This is a genomic window from Sphingopyxis sp. (assembly GCF_965279725.1).
GTDB lineage: Bacteria > Pseudomonadota > Alphaproteobacteria > Sphingomonadales > Sphingomonadaceae > Sphingopyxis.
This window is the reverse complement of the sequence record NZ_CBDIIL010000003.1, coordinates 1,517,060-1,533,850: the sequence shown is the minus strand read 5'-3', so window position 1 is coordinate 1,533,850 and position 16,791 is coordinate 1,517,060. Positions and strand designations below refer to the sequence as shown.

Below are 16,791 nucleotides of genomic sequence, written 5' to 3'. Positions count from 1 at the left end.
GCGAAAGTGCCACGTAGCGCGACGTAACTTGCATATAGTAGCAATTGCTATTATATCGCATGCCATGAGTGAGACGATCGGATTTCTGCTGAACGACGCGGCGCGGCTGTATCGCCGCGGATTCAACGCGCGCGTCCGCGATACGGGCATCACCGCGCTGCAATGGCGGCTGATGATTTACCTCCGCCGGTTCGAGGGGATTCGCCAGGGTCCGCTCGCCGAACTGATCGAGGTCGAACCGATCACTCTGTCGCGGATGGTCGACCGGCTGGAAGAAGCGGGACTGGTCGAACGCCGCGCCGACCCGACCGATCGCCGCGCCTGGCTGCTTCATCTGACCCCACGCGCCGACGAGCTGATTGCCGGCATGCGCCCGGTAACCGACGCGCTGGCCGAAGAAGCCACCGACGGCCTGAGCGCCGCCGAACGCGACCAGCTGACCGGCCTGGTCGAGCGCGTTCGCGCCAATTTATCACGCCGCATTTGCCAAAAAGAAGAGACCGCCGCCTGATGGACCAGCTTTCCCCCACCCGTCCCGCGTCGGACGACGCACAGTCCGCGCCCAAGGCCGATCCGCTGCCGCCTGCAAGCGCGGCGCCGCAGACCGAGGCAAAGAACGCGCCGAAATGGCGGACGCGATTGCTGATGTTCGGCCTGCCCGCGATCCTGATCGCCGCGGGCGGATATTATTGGCTGACCAGCGGCGGATCGGTGTCGACCGACAACGCCTATGTTCAGATGGACAAGGTGTCGGTGGCCGCCGAAGTGGGCGGACGCGTCACCGAAGTTGCCGTGCGCGACGGCCAGCAGGTCGCGGCGGGGCAATTGCTGTTCCGCATCGACGGCGAACCGTACCGGCTGAACGTCGCGCAGGCGACCGCCGCGATCGACGCCGCGCAGGTCGAGGTCGGCAATCTGTCGGCGAGCGCCAACACATCGTCGGTCGACATCGCCGCGGCGCGCGAGGATGTGAAATTCGCCGAGGTCAATTTCGGCCGTCAGGCGGCGCTGATGGAAAAAGGTTTTACCACCAAGGCGTCCTATGACGCATCGCGCCACGCGGTCAGCCAGGCGCGCGAACGCGTCCGCCAGGCCGAAGCGTCGGCAGTCGAAGCGCGCACCAAGCTGGCGGGCGGGCCGTCGAGCGGAGTCAACCCGCAGGTCGAGGCGGCGCGGGTTCAGCGGGCGCAGGCGCAGGTCAATCTGGGCCGCACCGAAATTCGCGCCCCCAGCGGCGGCCGCGTTGCGCAATCGGACCGGTTGCAGATCGGCCAGATGATGGTCGCAGGGCTGCCCGCGGTGACCCTGGTCGATACTTTGCATCCGTGGGTCGAGGCCAATTTCAAGGAAACCGACCTCGCCGACATGCGCATCGGCCAGCGCGCCGAAATCAGTTTCGACGCCTATCCGGGGCTGAAGGTGCGCGGCCATGTGCTGGTGATCGGCGCCGGGACGGGCAGCGAATTTTCGGTGCTGCCGGCGCAGAATGCGACGGGCAACTGGGTCAAGGTGACCCAGCGGGTACCGGTGAAGATCGCCTTCGACGAAAAGCCGTCGCGCGAGATGATCGCGGGGCTGTCGGCGGATGTCCGGGTGTTTACCGACGGTGGTGCGGTGACGGGGAAGTAGGGGGTGATGCTGCCGCTTCTCATGTTCCAGCCCCTCCCCTTCAGGGGAGGGCAGGGAGACTTGGCAGCTTGCTGCCTAGTCGCAGCGGGTGGGGGCCAGCGGCCTTGCGCCATCTCGATGGCCCCCACCCCAACCCCTCCCCTAAAGGGGAGGGGCTTTTAGGTCATGGCCTCTCGCTCCCTCCCCCGCCGGTCCGCCGCCGCCGCGCTGCCCGCCGACGATAGCATCCCGCTGCACGAGCGCGTCCGTTACCGCGGGCTGCTGACCGTCGCGGTGATGGGCGCGTCGATCATGCAGATCCTCGATACGACGATCGCCAACGTCGCCATCCCGCACATGCAATCGGCGCTGGGTGCGACGAGCGAGACGGTGACGTGGGTGCTGACGAGCTACATATTGGCCAGCGCGGTGACGATGCCGATCACCGGCTGGCTGGCCGACCGGATCGGCCGCCGTGAATTGTTCCTCACCGCGATTGCCGGGTTCATCGTCGCCTCGATGGCGTGCGGCGCGGCGCAGTCGCTCGAACAGATGGTCGCGTTCCGTTTTTTACAGGGCGTTTTTGCCGCCTTTATCGGGCCGCTGTCGCAATCGGTAATGCTCGACATCAATCCGCCCGAACGCCACGCGCGCGCGATGTCGATCTGGGGCATGGGGATCATGATCGGGCCGATATTGGGTCCGGTGCTGGGCGGCTGGCTGACCGAAAGCGCCAACTGGCGCTGGGTCTTTTACGTCAACCTGCCGGTCGGGCTGCTGACCCTCGCGATGATGTGGGCGCTGCTGCCCGCGACCAAAACAACCGGGCGCCGGTTCGACCTGTTCGGGTTCTCGATGCTCGCGCTGGGGCTGGCGGCGTTGCAGCTGATGCTCGACCGCGGCGCGCATCAGGACTGGTTCGACAGCGCCGAAATCTGGATCGAGCTGGGCGTCGCCATCGCCTGTCTGTGGATGTTCGTCGTCCATATGTTCACCGCGCGGGCGCCGCTGTTCAGCCGCGCGATGCTCGCCGACCGCAACCTCGTCACCGCGATGGGGTTCATGATCGTGATCGGGGTCGTGATGTTCGCGTCGATGGCGCTGCTGCCGCCGATGCTGCAAAATCTGTTCGGCTGGCCGGTGATCGATACCGGGCTGGCATTGGCGCTGCGCGGGGTTGGCATTCTCGCCAGCATGTGGATCGCGGGGCAATTGCTGGGCAAGATCGACGCGCGCTGGATGGTCGGCACCGGGTTGCTCACCGCCGCTTATTCGCTGTGGCAGATGAGCCATTGGTCGCTGATGATGGGGATGGAGCCGGTGATCATCAGCGGTCTGGTCCAGGGGGTAGGGATGGGGCTGATCTTCATTCCGCTCAACACCATGGCGTTTGCGACGATCCAGCCGCAATATCGTACCGACGGGTCGAGCCTGCTCAACCTGTTTCGCAGCATCGGCGCGTCGGTCGGCATCTCGATCGTCACCACCCTGCTCGGCGCAAATATCCAGACGAGCCACGAAGATCTGGCCGCGCATATCACCAACAGCTCGGTCAGCCTGCTCGACCCGTCGACCGCCGACCGTTTCGGCATCGCCGGCGACACCGCGATGGCGATGGTCAATGCCGAGATCAACCGGCAGGCGGCGATGGTCGCCTATATCGACGATTTCTGGGTGATGATGTGGGTGACGCTGGCGTCGGTGCCGCTGGTGCTGTTGCTGCGGCCGCCGAAACCGGGAGGGCCGGTCGCGTCGGCGGCCGATATGGGGCATTAGTCCCCAAAAGGGTTGCAATGAGATGAAGCAGAGCGATCTATGTCAGGCCTTCAGCAAGCTTTCGTCATACCACACATCTTCATGTTTCGCCGCGACGAGGAACCGCCACCCCGGTGGAAGGGCTAGGTATGGCAATGCGGCAGGGCAATCCAGCCGAAGATGGTAAAGATGTAGCGGCTTAAAAAAGCTGGGGTCAGCAGACAAGTCTCCTGACCAGATGAACCAGCCTGTTGTCCCACTTTCGGGTAAATGCCGTAAGCCATTAAGTGGCATTTCGCCTTGCAAGGCACTTTCAGAAATGCCCATCTTATAAGTATCATCTGGAGGCATGAATTCGGCGCCGAGCCGCTTACAGATTTCTCGCTGCGCCTCTTCCATGCATCCAACCTCATGACTTAGCGAAAAAAACAGTTCGTTCCCGCAAACAACGCGTCGATCTTGGCCGCGTCGCCGGGTTCGGCGAACATGCCGCCAACGACATTGTCACCGGTGCCGATGCTGAACTCCTCGCCCAGCGTGCTGTCCTCGAGATCGACGATCGACACAGATTCGGCCGCCTTGGCGCGCGTCGTGCCGATGCCGATACCGCTCATCGTCGAATAGGCCGCGGCGCCGGGTTCGTTGCCGAGAAACCAGCCGACGAATTTGCCGTCCTGAAAATTCAGCGTCATCGCGTCGTAGCGGGTGAATTCCATCGGGCCGGCGCCGCATTCCTCGTTCGCGCTGCGGTCGTCTTCCTTGCCCGCGACATTGGCGAGCGCGGTTTCGGCCTGAGCGCGCGGGATGCCGAAGGCGAGCAGGCTGGCCTTGCCGCTGCTCTTGTCGATGAAGCGCAGCCCTTCGCCGTCGAGGCTGACCGCGGTGGTTGCGGCGGCGGGGCCGTCGGACTTTGCCTCGGGCATCGGCTCGGCTTTCGGCAGGCTATCGTCGCCCGGCGCGGCTTTTTCCGGGGTGGGTTTGCACGCGGCGAGCAATCCGATCGTCGCGAGGGTTATCAACTTGCGCATCGCCTATCTCCTGCCCCTGGTTGCCGTCTGGGCCACCAATATCATAAGCGCGCCCAGTACCGCGAGCGCCATATCCTTTTGCGCGTCCCAGATATCGCCTTGCTGGCCATTATAGCGATCGGCGGTTTCGCCCGCCGCGACGATGGTCAGCAGCCATTCGAAGATTTCGTACAGGCAAGAAATGGCCAATACCCAACCAAGCACGGTAAATGCCGCGCCGCGTCGGCCCAGGCCGCCCCAGCGCCGCGCGATCTCGGCAACAGGAACCACCGAAAGGGCGCCGAACGCGAAGTGGGCGAGCCGGTCATAATGATTGCGCTGCCAACCGAACGCGTCCGACAGGCTGGTGCCGGTCAGCACGCGCGCCCAGTCGTCATAGGGAACGCTGCTGTAAGCGTAGCGCCCGCCCAGCGTGTGGATCGCGAAGAAGGCGACGATGCAGGCGAGCGCCGGGGTCGACAGCGGCCAACGGCGCAGCAGCAGCGGTCCGGCGACGATCAGCAGCATCGTCGGGATATGCTGAAGCAGCGCGATTTCGGGATAAGGCTGATCGATCTGCGCGAGCAGCAGCAGGATCAGGAGAAGGCCGAACAGGCGACGCTGAGCGGGCGAGGCGGTGGGGGTGTCGGTCATCGACTACCCCTTATCCGTTCGTGTCGAGCGAAGTCGAGACACAGTGAAGGCGCGCACGACCGGTGGGCATCTCGACTTCATCCCTTGGATGAAGTTTATGCTGAGCGCCTGCCAAGGCAGTCGAAGGGCTCGATGCGAACGGAATTTGAGAGCGGCGCGAAAGTTTGACGGCGGTCACCAGCGTAGCGACATGCAGCTGAGCCCCGCATCGATATGCGCGATCTGGTCGGTTGGGAGCGCGCGGGCTTCAATGCCGCGCGCGGCCAGCATCGCGCGCGTGGCGAGCCAGCGGTCACCGACCAGCACCGTGTCCCGAACGCGCAGGATGTTAGCAGCGCCATCTTCGCCAAGCGGGGTGAGCACCACCTCCAGCCCGGCGAATTGCGGACAGGTCGCCAGTTCGGGCACCGCCAATATGGTGTGCGCGTCGATCAGGCCGCAGCCGGTCTTGAAATGCAGGACGCCAGGCGGGGTTTCGGCAATCTCGGCGCGATAACCGAGTTGGCCGAGGAGCTTGGCAAGTTCGTCGGCACCGGCGCGATCGGTGCGCGCCGACAGGCCGATGATCACACGGTCGGCGAGGCGCAGAATGTCGCCGCCGTCGGCGTATCCCGGGCCGGTCATTTCGAGCAGGCGGGCGTGGTGCGCGGCGAGCGCATCGCGGATATGCGCAACCTCGCCCGCGCGGGCTTGCGCGCCGGGGCGGAGCAGGATCGCGCCCTCGGGAAAGGTCAGCGCGACATCTTCCGTGAAGAGCGCGTCGGGGAAATCGTCGAGCGGCGCGAGGACTTCGACGGTCAGGCCGAGGTCGCAGAGCGCGGCGACATAGGCGTCATGTTCGGCCGCAAGCCCCGCGAAATCGGGATCGGGGCCGCCGTCGGCGCGGATGCCGTGGATGGCGGAGGGTGCCGGGGCGCGGCAGAGGGCGTGGGTGAAGTGCGAGGGATTGCCGGTCATCCGGTCACGCGTTCAAAGATGCGGCCGCACAAGAAGACGGCCTCGCCTTCGCTCCAGTTTTCAAGGCGGCCGTCGACGAGATCGAATTCGTACAGAACATCGGCGAGCTGGATACGAAGCGGCGCGTCGCGCATCTGTTCGACACGATAACGACCGCGCGACGTCCAGCCTTCGACCGTCAGTTCATATCCGAAATCTCGCTCGAAGCGGATGAGCGCATCGACCTGCTTTGTGCTCGGCGTTTCGCCTTCTTCGCATTTTTCGCCGACCATCTTCCAGATCCCGAGAATCGCGTCGGGCGCGACCGCAAGATCGCCGAAGGATGGCGCGAGCGGCGGCTCGGCCGCGGCGGACGGGACAGCGAACGCGGCCAGCGCCAGCGTTACTAAGATCATCACCATCCGCCGCGCCATGTTCAGCCCTTTTTCAGATGCCGCCGTCCCAGCAGTTCGGCGATCTGCACGGCGTTCAGCGCCGCACCCTTGCGGAGGTTGTCCGAAACGCACCACAGGTTCAAGCCGTTCTCGACCGTCGGATCCTCGCGCACACGGCTGACGAAGGTCGCGAAGTCGCCGACGCATTCGACCGGGGTAATGTAGCCGCCATCTTCGCGCTTGTCGTGAAGCACGACGCCCGGCGCCTCGCGCAGGATGCGCTGGGCGTCCTCGGCCGACAGTTCGCGTTCCATCTCGATGTTGATGGCTTCCGAATGGCCGACGAACACCGGCACGCGGACGCAGGTCGCGGTGACCTTGATCTTGGGATCGAGGATCTTCTTGGTCTCGACCACCATCTTCCACTCTTCCTTGGTCGACCCGTCGTCGAGGAAGCTGTCGATGTGCGGGATGACGTTGAAGGCGATCTGCTTGGTGAACAGCTGGATGTCCTTTTCGTCGCCGACGAAGATCTGGCGCGTCTGGTTCCACAGCTCGTCCATGCCCGCCTTGCCCGCGCCCGACACCGACTGATAGGTGGAAACAACGACGCGCGTGATCTTCGCCGCGTCGTGAAGCGGCTTCAGCGCGACGACCATCTGCGCGGTCGAGCAATTCGGGTTGGCGATGATGTTGCGCTTGGTATAGCCATCGATCGCGTCGGGATTCACCTCGGGCACGATCAGCGGCACGTCGGGGTCCATGCGGTACAGCGACGAGTTGTCGATGACGACGCAGCCCGCCGCGGCGGCCTTTGGCGCGTGGATCTTGGTCGCTTCGCTGCCGATCGCAAAGATCGCCATGTCCCAGCCAGCCCAGTCGAAATTGTCGATATTCTGGCATTTCAGCGTGCGGCCGGTGTCACCGATTTCGACGTCGAGCCCCTGGCTGCGCGACGAGGCGACCAGCGCCAGTTCCTCGATCGGGAATTCGCGCTCGGTCAGGATAGCGAGCACTTCGCGCCCGACATTGCCCGTCGCACCGGCGACAACGATCCGATAACCCATGATGAAATCCCGTTCTGAAAATGATGTGCTGAAACGAAAAACGACCGGTTCTGCGCTTTGGCGGAACCGGTCGTTTTGGAAAGCTGTTTTCGCTTGGGGTCGGGAAAGTCTCCCTTAGCCCTCGCTGGCTTCCGGCCGGTAGTCGCGGCGCTCCGCAATACGCGCCGATTTACCAGTACGGCCGCGAAGATAGTAAAGCTTCGCACGACGCACGGCACCCTTGCGGATGACGGTAATGCTGTCGAGGTTGGGCGAATAGAGCGGGAACACGCGCTCGACACCTTCGCCGAACGACATTTTGCGCACGGTGAAGTTGGAGCCCATGCCCTTGTTCGAGCGGGCGATGCACACGCCTTCGAAATTCTGGACGCGGGTGCGTTCGCCTTCGACCACCTTCACGCCGACTTTCAGCGTGTCGCCAGGGCGAAAGGTCGGAATGGTCTTTGCCGCTTTGGCAATTTCTTCGGCTTCGATCGTCTGGATGAGGTTCATGTCCTCTAGTCCTTTTCTTTTCGCCGCGCGCCAGAGGCAGGTCGGGCCCGAGCATCGATATGACGCTCCCAAAGGTCCGGCCTGCGTAACCGTGTGTGATCTTCTGCCTGGAGTTTCCGCCAGGCCGCGATCTTCGCATGATCCCCCGATCGCAGCACTTCGGGGATCGTGCGCCCTTCCCATTCTACGGGCCGGGTATAGTGCGGATATTCGAGCAAGCCGTTTTCAAACGACTCATCGTCACCGCTAGAAGCCGCGCCCATTACGCCGGGAAGCAGCCGAATGCAAGCGTCGAGCAACAGCAGCGCCCCCATCTCGCCGCCCGACAAGATGATGTCGCCCATCGACACTTGCTCGATCGGTCGGGCGTCGAAGATGCGTTCGTCGAATCCTTCGAACCGGCCGCAGAGGATGATCGCCCCCGGACCCGCCGCAAGCTGACGGATACGGGCTTGCGTGATCTGCGTCCCTCGCGGGGTCATCGCGAGGATCGGGAGGCCCGGATTCGCCGCGACCGCATGGTCAACCGCCGCCGCCAGCACATCCGCCTTGAGCACCATCCCCGCGCCGCCCCCCGCAGGCGTATCGTCGACGGTGCGATGCTTATCGGTCGCAAAATCGCGGATCTGCACCGGCGCACAGGACCAGGTGCCGCTTTCGAGCGCGCGCCCCGCCATGCTGTGGCCGAGCGGTCCAGGGAACATGTCGGGGTAGAGGGTAAGGGGGACGGCGATGAAGGTCATGGTCAGCCTTCATCCGAAATCTGGCGCAATGTCCATCGGATCAATACATGCCCCAGCAACCAGGCCAGAATTGCGCCGACCGGCCCCCACCACAAAAAGGAAATCGCGCGCGTCCAGCTATAGACGGTTGCATAGTCCCAAAGCCCGATGAACGCGAGAACCATCAACAACATCGGAATAATGGCAGGAGCAACAATCGCTGCTTCGCGAAATCCCACGCCTCCCTTGCCAGCGCGGCGGAGGGACGCCCTGTAAAGGAGCATCACGACAAGCTGAACGAACAGAATAACGAAAATCATGTCACAGCGTCCAGTTTTCGACCGTCAACCCCGGCACGTCGGCGAAGTCGGCTTCGTTTGCGGTGACGAGGGCGACGCCTTGGGAGAGGGCGTGCGCGGCGATCAACCGGTCGTAGCTGCCTCGCCTGAACGGCAACGCCGCATAAACCTGCGCAGCCTTATAGTCGAAATCGAGCACCGGCACCTCTTCGACGAAGGCTTGCAACTGATCAAAGGCAGGCGCTTTGCCGCGCGTCGAACCATGGGCGACCTCGGCATAAGCAATCGCGGACGTGACCAGGTCGCCTTCGTCGCACTCGCCCGCCCGCACCACCAGTCGGGTGTCGAGGTTCATGACAAGCGTGATGATCGCGTTGCTATCCAGCAGATATTTCACGCGCCATCGTTCCCGTCGGCCTTGCCGGTCAACAGAACCCGATCCTCGAACAGCCTGTCTTCCGGCGCGAGCAGGTGCAGGTCAGTGGCGGAACCCGCCACCTTCGCGATGTTGAATTTGCGTTTGGGTTGATTGGCAGGCTCGTAGCAAAGAAACTGGCCGTGTTCGACAATCAACTCCATTTCGGTTCCTGCCACCAATTTTGTGCCCGCGGGAATTCGCACTGCCAGCGAGTTGCCCGATTTGAAGACCTTTACCTTGTGGCGGGTTTTGTCGGACGGCTTCAACCAAGGGGCGGAGCCGAACACGCGATTCAAGGCGAATGTGCGTCGGTCTTCGTTCATTTCATTCCGCTTCGTCATGTCTCACTCCAGTATATACATGGCGTATATACATGACCGATCGGCGTCAAGCCAGCGGCTCCCAAAGTTCACCGGGCAACAGGTGGCGATCCTTGTCCATTTCGGCGTGCAGCCATTCGCGGAAGCGTTCGATCTTGCGCACCCCGACGCGATTGTCGCGGTGGACGAGGTAATGCGCGGTGCCGGGCTGGTAGAGGGCGTCGAAGGGTTGCACCAGCCGGCCGGCGTCCAGTTCGGCGCGCCATAGCAGCGGTGTCATCATCGCGATGCCATAGCCACCCTGCACCGCGCTCGCTTCCTGCAACTGGCTGTCGAGTTCGATACCCCGGCGCTGTGGCAGCGGGCCGCTCACCACGCCCGCTGCGGCGAACCAGCCTGTCCACCAGGGGTCATTGGGCGCCAGCCGGTCGACGTTCAGCAGGTCCGCGGGTTCCGCAATGCGGTTCACCTCGAGAAAGGAGGGCGCGCAGATCGGGGTGACATGACTGCGATACAGAAAGTCAGCGCGCAGGCCGCCCCAATTGCCGCCACCGACGCGAATCGCGACATCGACGTTCGTCGCATCGAAATCGATCAGATCGTTGCCCAGCAACATGCGAACCGCAAGGTCGGGGAACGCGAGCTGAAACCCGCCGATCCGCGCGCTGAGCCAGGTGCCGCCAAAGGTTGTCATCGCGCTGATCGTCAGCACGTCGGTCTCGTCGTTGCCGAGCGCGGCGAAGGCGTCGCCCATCGAAGCGAAGGCGTTGCTGATCGCGGGGAGCAACCGCTGCCCGGTTTCGGACAAACGCACCCGCCCCTTTTCGCGCACGAACAGCGCGCGCCCGAGTCGATCCTCTAATTGGCGGACCTGATAGCTGACCGCCGCCTGCGTCAGGCCCAGCTCTTCCGCCGCGCGCGAGAAATTCTGCAGTCGTCCGGCGGCTTCGAAGGTCCGAATCGCGGCCAGGGGCGGGAGCTTGGGCATCGCCTATATATAAGCTGACCTTATAATATGGTCCACGCCTTTTGTTGGCGCCTTTTGGCCGGCAGGCCCATTCTTGCGCTATCGACGAAAGGAAAAAGACGATGCAAGACGAAATGTGGATGCGCGGCTGGAATGATGGCCATGTGCGTTTTTCGAGCGATCTCGACAAGGTCGTGACGGCCTCGACCGGCCGGATCGCCGCTTTATTTCAGCGCCGCGCCCAGACGGCGGTGCGTGAAGCCCCGGTCAGTCCCAGTCCACTCCCGCCTGCGACGCCGTGCTGACGCGCAGCGAAAAAATATCGGGCCGGCTGTAATGGCCGTCGGTATCCAGCGCGGCGAGGGCTTCGCGCGCCGCGCCAAGGTCGAGCGCGGCGGAAAGATGCTCCTCGCCCGCACCCGCCTGCGCCATAATCGCGCCAGCGGGGCCGGCGATCAGGCTGCTGCCCGCATTTAATATCGCATCGGGCATGGCGCGCAGCAGTGCAGCAGCCTCCGCATCGCCGCCGACGCGGGCGAGGCCGTCGAGCAGATCGGCGCGATGCTGGACCAGCCCCGCCGCCAGCACGAAACAGCGCCCCTCAAACGCATAGTGACGCGACGCAATCGCATAGGTGTCGCGTACCGTCGGCCAAGCCGCGACATGGACCAGTTCGGCCTGGTTGTGCATCGCCGCGCGCACCAGCGGCATCCAATGTTCCCAACAAATCAAGCTGCCCACCGCACCCCAGTCGGCGGTGTGAACGCCCAGCGTCGACCCGTCGCCGCGCGCCCACAGCAAGCGCTCGCCATGCGTCGGCACCAATTTGCGGTGGAGCAACGGCGCCGCGTGCGGGCGAAACAGAAACTGCGTGTTGGTCAGGCTGGATCGCACCCGTTCGTGCGCGCCGATCGACACCAGTGCGCCGCTGTCATCGACCAATTGCTGAAGCGGCGCAAAGCGCGGGTCGTTTGCGGTCACCGCTTGCTCAAGCAAGATGCGGTGGAGCGCACGCGTTCCCGGATGATCCCATAGGGCCGCGCCGGGCGCTTCGTCGAGCCAGAGGGGATAGCCGCCCAGAAAGGTCTCGCCGAACGCCACGATCCGGGCGCCATCGGCAATGGCGCGGCGCGCATGGTCAGTCGCGGCGACAATGCCGTCGGATATCGCCAGCGGAATCGGTGCGGCCTGGACGATGGTGGCATGCAGCGGGGTCATACGCCTCTTCTTCGGCGTCCCCGCTCAAGAAGGCAAGCGAGCGGGTGCGCGGGATACGCGGCGATGACGTCGTCCGACATCAACCGCTACACCGTCAAGAAAAGCGGCCGCGACCGATTGGTGTCTCGTTGCGGCCTAATCAGCGACCGCCCGCAGACGCCATGCCTGGATGGTGACAGGATTGGTCGGCGCAAGCAGCAGATTGCCATCGAGATGGCCCTTTTCGCAATTCAGGCGGAAGGCGCTCGACATGGCGCCGGTCGGCGCTAGCGGTTCGGCCGTCGGGCAGGCGCCGAGCTGGGCTTTGAGCTTTGCGAGTTCGGCAGTCCAGTTTTCGGCCGAGCGGTCGAGCAGGAAATTCATCGCGAGCTTGCCGTCCAGCGGCTTCAAGCTGCCGGCGGCATAAGCGGTTCGCGTCGCCGCAAACATCTCGGCGACCGCGGGCGAGACTGGCGTATCGCGCCAGGCGAGCAACCCGGCCTTATCCATCGCGACCGCGGTGTCCCATGCCGGCGCCGACGGCCCGGCATAGGTCCGGTTGGCGAGCGCAAACACCCCGACGCCCCGGTCGGGCATCAGCATGACATGGCTGCCGTAGCCCGGATAGCCGCCGCCATGCGCCAGCGTCAGGCCCAAGTCGCAGTCCTGCGCGACGCGCCAGCCCATGCCATAAGCGCCCGAAAGCTTGCACGCGTCGGCGCCGCTGGCGCCGGTGCGGTTCTGGACCGACGTGAAATTCAGCCCCTGCGCGATTTCGCGCACCGTCGCGCGTTTGATCGGACCGTCATCAGCGTCGTTGCGCGCCGGCCAGGCCGAGAGCAGGAACGCGACCCATTTCGCATAGTCGTTCGCGCTGACCTGCAGCCCGCCCATGCTGTTGAACGCGCCATCGACCATTTCGGGTTCGGCGGCCCAGGCATCATTTTCCCAGCGGTAGCCGCGCGCGTAATGCGCTTTCGGCGCGTTGACCGCATCATAACCGCTGCTGGTCATACCGAGAGGGGTCAGGATCGTTTGGCCGACATAGTCGGTATAAGCCATGCCCGAAGCATTAGCGACAATCCGGCCGAGCAGCGCATAACCGAAGTTCGAATATTCATGTTGGCTTTGCGGAGCACGACTGAACGGCACTCCTGCGGCGATCATTTTTGTGAAATCCTCCTGCGGCAGCACCTGTTGGCGGTCGCCCCACGGATCGTCGGTGACGAGGCCGCCGACATGGTGAAGCAGGTCGCGGACCCGGATGCGCGGGCTGTCCGTCGTCGGATAGGTCCAGGCCTTCATTTCCGGCACATATTGTTCGGCGAGGTCGTCGAGGCGCAGCTTACCCTGATCGCGCAGGTGGAGGATCGACAGGGCGGTAAAAGCCTTGGTCATGGAAGCGATGCGAAACAGGCTGTCGGCATCGACCGGGCGCTTGTCCTGAAGGTTCTGGACGCCGATGCCCTTTACATAGGCAAGCTTGCCGTCCTTCACGATTCCATAGACCATGCCCGGGACGTGCGCGTCGGCCTGGAACTTGGCGAAGATCGCGTCGATTTCGGGGGTGAGCTGCGCGAGGGTTTTGGGCGCGGCCTCCTGCGCCCGCGTGGGAAGCGGAGCGGCTAGCGCGACGATCATAGCGATGACCAGAGTGTTGCGCATCTTATCCCCCCCTTGCCGTTCGCCCCAAGCTAGCATGGCGCGGGACGATGACAACCGAGCGACCCAAAAAAGGTTCGGGCTTGCTTTTCGATCGCGCAGGAGCAGGGTGAGAGGGTAGGCGATAACGGGGACCAAAAAATGCGGTCAATATGGGGAGCGCTGGCGATCGCCGGCATGTTTGGGGCGTCCGCGCCCGCGATGGCAGCCGACTGGTCTTACATCACCTCAAGCGACGCAGGGTCGGACCATTATTATGACAAGGCGAGCGTGAAACGGATGGGCGCCATGGTCCAGTTCTGGTCGCGCGAGGACGCGACCAATGCCGATGTCGAGGATGATTATCCGCTAGTGAGCGACGCTCTTGAGGAAATCGACTGCGCGGCCGGCCGGCTGAGGGTGATCCAGATCATCGATCGCGACGAAATGTTTCAGGAGGTGGAGCGATACGATTTTACCGCCGAGATCGTGTGGAACGACATCGGGCCCAGCACGGTCGCGTCGGACAAACGCGCCATCGTCTGCAAATAAAGCGAGTCAGTTCGCGTCGGCGAAGGCGCGGGTGACGATCAGCCGCTCGCTATCCCATTCGGGTACCGCTTCGGGACGCATCGGCACCATGAAGCGCTTGCCGTTCGGCCGCTCGATCTCGACGACGTCGCCCGCGCCGAAATTCTCGATGGCCGCGACATGGCCGAGCGCATCGCCATCCGTGGCGACGCACGGCAGGCCGAGCAGGTCGTGGTGATAATATTCACCGTCGGCGAGCGGCGGCAGCGCTGAACGCGGCACGGTCAGCAGCGTTCCGCGCAGCGCCTCGGCGCCGCTGCGGTCGGTGATTTCGGCAAAGGTCGCCACCGCGCCCTGATTGGCGGGCCGAACTGATGTCAACGTCAGCTTGCGGTCGCCCGCTTCAAACGCGGAAAAGGCGCGGAGAGTCTCCGCGCCTTCGCCGAACAGCTTGAGACGCACCTCGCCCCGCACCCCGTGCGCGCCGGCGATGGCGGCAAGGGTGACAGGGCGGTCGGCGTGGGCCAAGACTTAGCCTTCGGCCTTTTCTTCGCCGGCTTCTTCAGCAGGCGCTTCTTCGGTGGCAGCTTCTTCAGCAGCTGCAGCCGGAGCGTCTTCGGCCGGGCCACCTTCGGCAGCCTGTTCGGCCATCGCAGCCGCGTCTTCGGCCGGGGTTTCGGCCGGGACTTCGTCGGCCACGGCTTCGGCCACAGCTTGAGCGGTTTCTTCGCTCTTGACCGAACCGGTTGCATCCGATTCTGCCGCTTCGGGAGCGGCGGCTTCTTCAGCGGCAGGCGCTTCTTCGGCGGCCACTTCGGGAGCGGCCTCTGCAACGACTTCGGGTTCAGGCGCCGGAGCAGCGGCTGCAGCGGCAGCGGCTTCTTCGGCATCAACCAGCTTCTGCGCCTTTTCTTCGGCGCGTTCCTTGGCCTTTTCGCCTGGGACCGCCTTGTTCGGGTTGCTCCGCGCGGCGCGTTCCTGGACACCCGCGGCGTCGAGGAAGCGGGCGACGCGGTCGCTCGGCTGGGCGCCGACGCTCAGCCAATGCTTCGCACGGTCGGCGTCGAGCTGGACGCGCTCGGGATTGTCCTTGGCGAGCAGCGGATTGTAGCTGCCGATGCGCTCGATGAAGCGGCCATCGCGCGGGCTGCGCGAATCGGCGACGACGATCTTGTAATAAGGACGCTTTTTAGAACCGCCGCGGGCGAGACGAATAGCAGTAGCCATGATATTTTCCTTTGGTTTAACGTTGTAAGTCTGATCGGATTATTTCTTTTTATTCATCAAATTCGCGAGTTCGGGCGGGATCGAGCCGCCGCCGAGACCGGGAAGGCCTCCGCCGCCACCCATGCCGGGAATGCCGCCGCCCTTGCCGAACAGCGCGCCGAGCCCCTTTAGCCCACCCATCTTGCGGATCTTCTTCATCGCGCTGGCCATTTCCTGGTGCATCTTGAGCACCTTGTTGACCTGCTGCACCGTCGTGCCCGATCCGTTGGCGACGCGGATCTTGCGCTTCGCGGTCAGGATTTCGGGCTTGGCGCGTTCCTTGGGGGTCATCGATCCCATGATCGCGTCGAAATGGACCAGCGTCTTGTCGTCGGCGCCGCTTTGCGCCGCCGCGACCTGCGCCTTTTTCATGCCCGGGATCATCCCCGCGAGCGCGCCGAGGCCGCCCATGCGGCGCATCTGGTTGAGCTGGGTGCGCAGGTCGTTGAGGTCGAACTGACCCTTGGCCATCTTCGCGGCCATCGCCTCGGCCTCGTCGGCCTGGATGGTTTCGGCGGCGCGCTCAACCAGGCTGACGACGTCGCCCATGCCGAGGATGCGGCCCGCGATACGCGAGGGTTGGAACAACTCCAGTCCGTCGAGCTTTTCGCCGGTGCCCGCGAATTTGATCGGCTTGCCGGTGACGGCGCGCATCGAGAGCGCGGCACCGCCGCGCGCATCGCCGTCCATGCGGGTCAGCACGACGCCGGTCAGCGGCACCTGGTCGGTAAAGCGCTGCGCGACCTGCACCGCGTCCTGACCGGTCAGGCTGTCGACGACGAGCAGGATTTCGGCCGGGGTCGAGGCGCGCGACACCGCCTGCATTTCGTCCATCAATTGCTGATCGACGTGGAGCCGACCCGCGGTATCGAGCATCAGGACGTCATAGCCCTGAAGCTTGCCCGCCTGCATCGCGCGCTTCGCGATCTCGACCGGCCCCTGGCCGGCGACGATCGGCAAGGTCGCGACGTCGATCTGCTGTCCAAGGACCGCAAGCTGTTCCTGCGCGGCAGGGCGATTGACGTCGAGCGACGCCATCAGCACCTTTTTGCCGTCTTTTTCCTTGAGCCGCTTGGCGATCTTTGCGGTGGTGGTGGTTTTACCCGAGCCCTGCAGGCCGACCATCATGATGACCGCAGGCGGGGTGACGTTGAGGTCGAGCTCGGCGGTTTCCGACCCGAGCATTTCGGTGAGCGCGTCGCTGACGATCTTGACGACCTGTTGCCCCGGGGTGACCGACCGCAGGACGTTCTGACCGATCGCAAGGTCGGTGACCTGATCGACGAAGCTGCGCACGACGGGCAGCGCCACATCGGCCTCGAGCAGCGCGATTCGCACTTCGCGCATCGCGGCGCGCACGTCGGCCTCGGTCAGCGCACCGCGGCCGCGGAGCTTTCCGAAAACATCGCCAAGCCGATTGCTCAGACTGTCGAACATGGGCCACAAATCCTTCGTTTCGACGCCCGCAACGCAAAACACGCCGGTGAGCGAAACCTCGCCAACCAGCGGTTATCCG

The 16,791-nt window shown here is 64.1% G+C and carries 21 protein-coding genes and 1 pseudogene; 5 read left to right on the top strand and 17 right to left on the bottom strand.

The window, feature by feature from the left end; genetic code table 11:
* The first annotated feature begins 64 nt into the window (after nucleotides 1–64).
* The 3 genes from ACQY6T_RS16395 (at nucleotide 65) to ACQY6T_RS16385 (ending at nucleotide 3,384) form a co-directional block, all read left to right on the top strand.
* Nucleotides 65–511 carry a MarR family winged helix-turn-helix transcriptional regulator gene (locus ACQY6T_RS16395; RefSeq protein ID WP_428632514.1) on the top strand — a complete coding sequence of 149 codons (447 nt, stop codon included), beginning with the start codon at nucleotides 65–67 and terminating at the stop codon, nucleotides 509–511.
* Nucleotides 511–1,629: an HlyD family secretion protein gene (locus tag ACQY6T_RS16390; protein ID WP_428632511.1), complete on the top strand. Its 1,119-nt coding sequence runs from the start codon at nucleotides 511–513 to the stop codon at nucleotides 1,627–1,629. The genes ACQY6T_RS16395 and ACQY6T_RS16390 overlap by 1 nt, the downstream gene beginning before the upstream one ends.
* Nucleotides 1,630–1,794: 165 nt before the next feature.
* Nucleotides 1,795–3,384 (top strand): MDR family MFS transporter, encoded by a 1,590-nt coding sequence (locus tag ACQY6T_RS16385; RefSeq protein WP_428632509.1) that lies wholly within the window; start codon nucleotides 1,795–1,797, stop codon nucleotides 3,382–3,384.
* 42 nt (nucleotides 3,385–3,426) lie between these two features.
* On the opposite strand, the gene ACQY6T_RS16380 is transcribed toward ACQY6T_RS16385, so the two are convergent.
* The 12 genes from ACQY6T_RS16380 to ACQY6T_RS16325 all read right to left on the bottom strand — a co-directional run bounded on the left by ACQY6T_RS16380 (nucleotide 3,427) and on the right by ACQY6T_RS16325 (nucleotide 10,661).
* Nucleotides 3,427–3,762 (bottom strand): immunity protein Imm33 domain-containing protein, encoded by a 336-nt coding sequence (locus ACQY6T_RS16380; protein WP_428632507.1) that lies wholly within the window; start codon nucleotides 3,760–3,762, stop codon nucleotides 3,427–3,429.
* A 17-nt stretch (nucleotides 3,763–3,779) separates the two neighbouring features.
* The gene (locus tag ACQY6T_RS16375) at nucleotides 3,780–4,391 is read right to left on the bottom strand and encodes a hypothetical protein (protein ID WP_428632505.1); all 612 of its coding nucleotides are present in this window, start codon (nucleotides 4,389–4,391) and stop codon (nucleotides 3,780–3,782) included.
* Nucleotides 4,392–4,394: 3 nt separating this feature from the next.
* Complete coding sequence (locus tag ACQY6T_RS16370; RefSeq protein WP_428632502.1) at nucleotides 4,395–5,024, bottom strand: DUF2238 domain-containing protein; 630 nt, start codon at nucleotides 5,022–5,024, stop codon at nucleotides 4,395–4,397.
* Between the two features lie 174 nt (nucleotides 5,025–5,198).
* Nucleotides 5,199–5,981, bottom strand: a complete 783-nt coding sequence (locus ACQY6T_RS16365; protein WP_428632499.1) for a dimethylarginine dimethylaminohydrolase family protein — start codon at nucleotides 5,979–5,981, stop codon at nucleotides 5,199–5,201.
* The gene (locus tag ACQY6T_RS16360; protein ID WP_428632498.1) at nucleotides 5,978–6,394 is read right to left on the bottom strand and encodes a hypothetical protein; all 417 of its coding nucleotides are present in this window, start codon (nucleotides 6,392–6,394) and stop codon (nucleotides 5,978–5,980) included. The genes ACQY6T_RS16365 and ACQY6T_RS16360 overlap by 4 nt, the downstream gene beginning before the upstream one ends.
* 2 nt (nucleotides 6,395–6,396) lie before the next feature.
* On the bottom strand, nucleotides 6,397–7,422 hold the full coding sequence (locus tag ACQY6T_RS16355) for an aspartate-semialdehyde dehydrogenase (RefSeq protein WP_428632496.1): 1,026 nt from the start codon (nucleotides 7,420–7,422) through the stop codon (nucleotides 6,397–6,399).
* 114 nt (nucleotides 7,423–7,536) lie between these two features.
* A complete protein-coding gene (gene rplS, locus ACQY6T_RS16350) occupies nucleotides 7,537–7,914 on the bottom strand; it encodes a 50S ribosomal protein L19 (protein WP_088442879.1) in 378 nt (125 codons plus the stop codon).
* A 5-nt stretch (nucleotides 7,915–7,919) separates the two neighbouring features.
* Nucleotides 7,920–8,657, bottom strand: coding sequence for a tRNA (guanosine(37)-N1)-methyltransferase TrmD (trmD, locus tag ACQY6T_RS16345; protein ID WP_428632493.1), 738 nt, complete (start codon nucleotides 8,655–8,657; stop codon nucleotides 7,920–7,922).
* Between the two features lie 2 nt (nucleotides 8,658–8,659).
* Nucleotides 8,660–8,956 (bottom strand): hypothetical protein, encoded by a 297-nt coding sequence (locus tag ACQY6T_RS16340; protein WP_428632490.1) that lies wholly within the window; start codon nucleotides 8,954–8,956, stop codon nucleotides 8,660–8,662.
* A gap of 1 nt (nucleotide 8,957) precedes the next feature.
* Entirely contained in the window at nucleotides 8,958–9,332 is a 375-nt protein-coding gene (locus tag ACQY6T_RS16335) for a type II toxin-antitoxin system VapC family toxin (RefSeq protein ID WP_428632488.1), read from the bottom strand.
* Nucleotides 9,329–9,694 (bottom strand): AbrB/MazE/SpoVT family DNA-binding domain-containing protein, encoded by a 366-nt coding sequence (locus tag ACQY6T_RS16330; protein WP_428632487.1) that lies wholly within the window; start codon nucleotides 9,692–9,694, stop codon nucleotides 9,329–9,331. The genes ACQY6T_RS16335 and ACQY6T_RS16330 overlap by 4 nt, the downstream gene beginning before the upstream one ends.
* Before the next feature lie 46 nt (nucleotides 9,695–9,740).
* Nucleotides 9,741–10,661 carry a LysR substrate-binding domain-containing protein gene (locus ACQY6T_RS16325; protein WP_428632484.1) on the bottom strand — a complete coding sequence of 307 codons (921 nt, stop codon included), beginning with the start codon at nucleotides 10,659–10,661 and terminating at the stop codon, nucleotides 9,741–9,743.
* A gap of 101 nt (nucleotides 10,662–10,762) precedes the next feature.
* Here ACQY6T_RS16325 and ACQY6T_RS16320 point away from each other — a divergent pair, with 101 nt between their 5' ends.
* A complete protein-coding gene (locus ACQY6T_RS16320) occupies nucleotides 10,763–10,945 on the top strand; it encodes a hypothetical protein (RefSeq protein WP_428632483.1) in 183 nt (60 codons plus the stop codon).
* Here the strand turns inward: ACQY6T_RS16320 and ACQY6T_RS16315 are convergent.
* On the bottom strand, nucleotides 10,908–11,858 hold the full coding sequence (locus ACQY6T_RS16315) for a nitrilase-related carbon-nitrogen hydrolase (RefSeq protein WP_428632481.1): 951 nt from the start codon (nucleotides 11,856–11,858) through the stop codon (nucleotides 10,908–10,910). The two genes, ACQY6T_RS16320 and ACQY6T_RS16315, sit on opposite strands and share 38 nt — an antisense overlap.
* A 135-nt stretch (nucleotides 11,859–11,993) precedes the next feature.
* Complete coding sequence (locus ACQY6T_RS16310) at nucleotides 11,994–13,502, bottom strand: serine hydrolase domain-containing protein (protein ID WP_428632478.1); 1,509 nt, start codon at nucleotides 13,500–13,502, stop codon at nucleotides 11,994–11,996.
* A 198-nt stretch (nucleotides 13,503–13,700) separates the two neighbouring features.
* Here ACQY6T_RS16310 and ACQY6T_RS16305 point away from each other — a divergent pair, with 198 nt between their 5' ends.
* On the top strand, nucleotides 13,701–14,030 hold the full coding sequence (locus ACQY6T_RS16305) for a surface-adhesin E family protein (protein WP_428632476.1): 330 nt from the start codon (nucleotides 13,701–13,703) through the stop codon (nucleotides 14,028–14,030).
* A 6-nt stretch (nucleotides 14,031–14,036) separates the two neighbouring features.
* Here the strand turns inward: ACQY6T_RS16305 and rimM are convergent, their stop codons facing one another.
* From rimM to ffh, 3 genes and pseudogenes are all read right to left on the bottom strand, one after another.
* Complete coding sequence (rimM, locus tag ACQY6T_RS16300) at nucleotides 14,037–14,537, bottom strand: ribosome maturation factor RimM (protein WP_428632475.1); 501 nt, start codon at nucleotides 14,535–14,537, stop codon at nucleotides 14,037–14,039.
* A 225-nt stretch (nucleotides 14,538–14,762) separates the two neighbouring features.
* Nucleotides 14,763–15,236, bottom strand: a pseudogene (gene rpsP / locus ACQY6T_RS16295) (30S ribosomal protein S16); the annotation flags it as partial.
* 39 nt (nucleotides 15,237–15,275) lie between these two features.
* On the bottom strand, nucleotides 15,276–16,712 hold the full coding sequence (gene ffh / locus ACQY6T_RS16290; RefSeq protein ID WP_428632472.1) for a signal recognition particle protein: 1,437 nt from the start codon (nucleotides 16,710–16,712) through the stop codon (nucleotides 15,276–15,278).
* Nucleotides 16,713–16,791 lie beyond the last annotated feature (79 nt).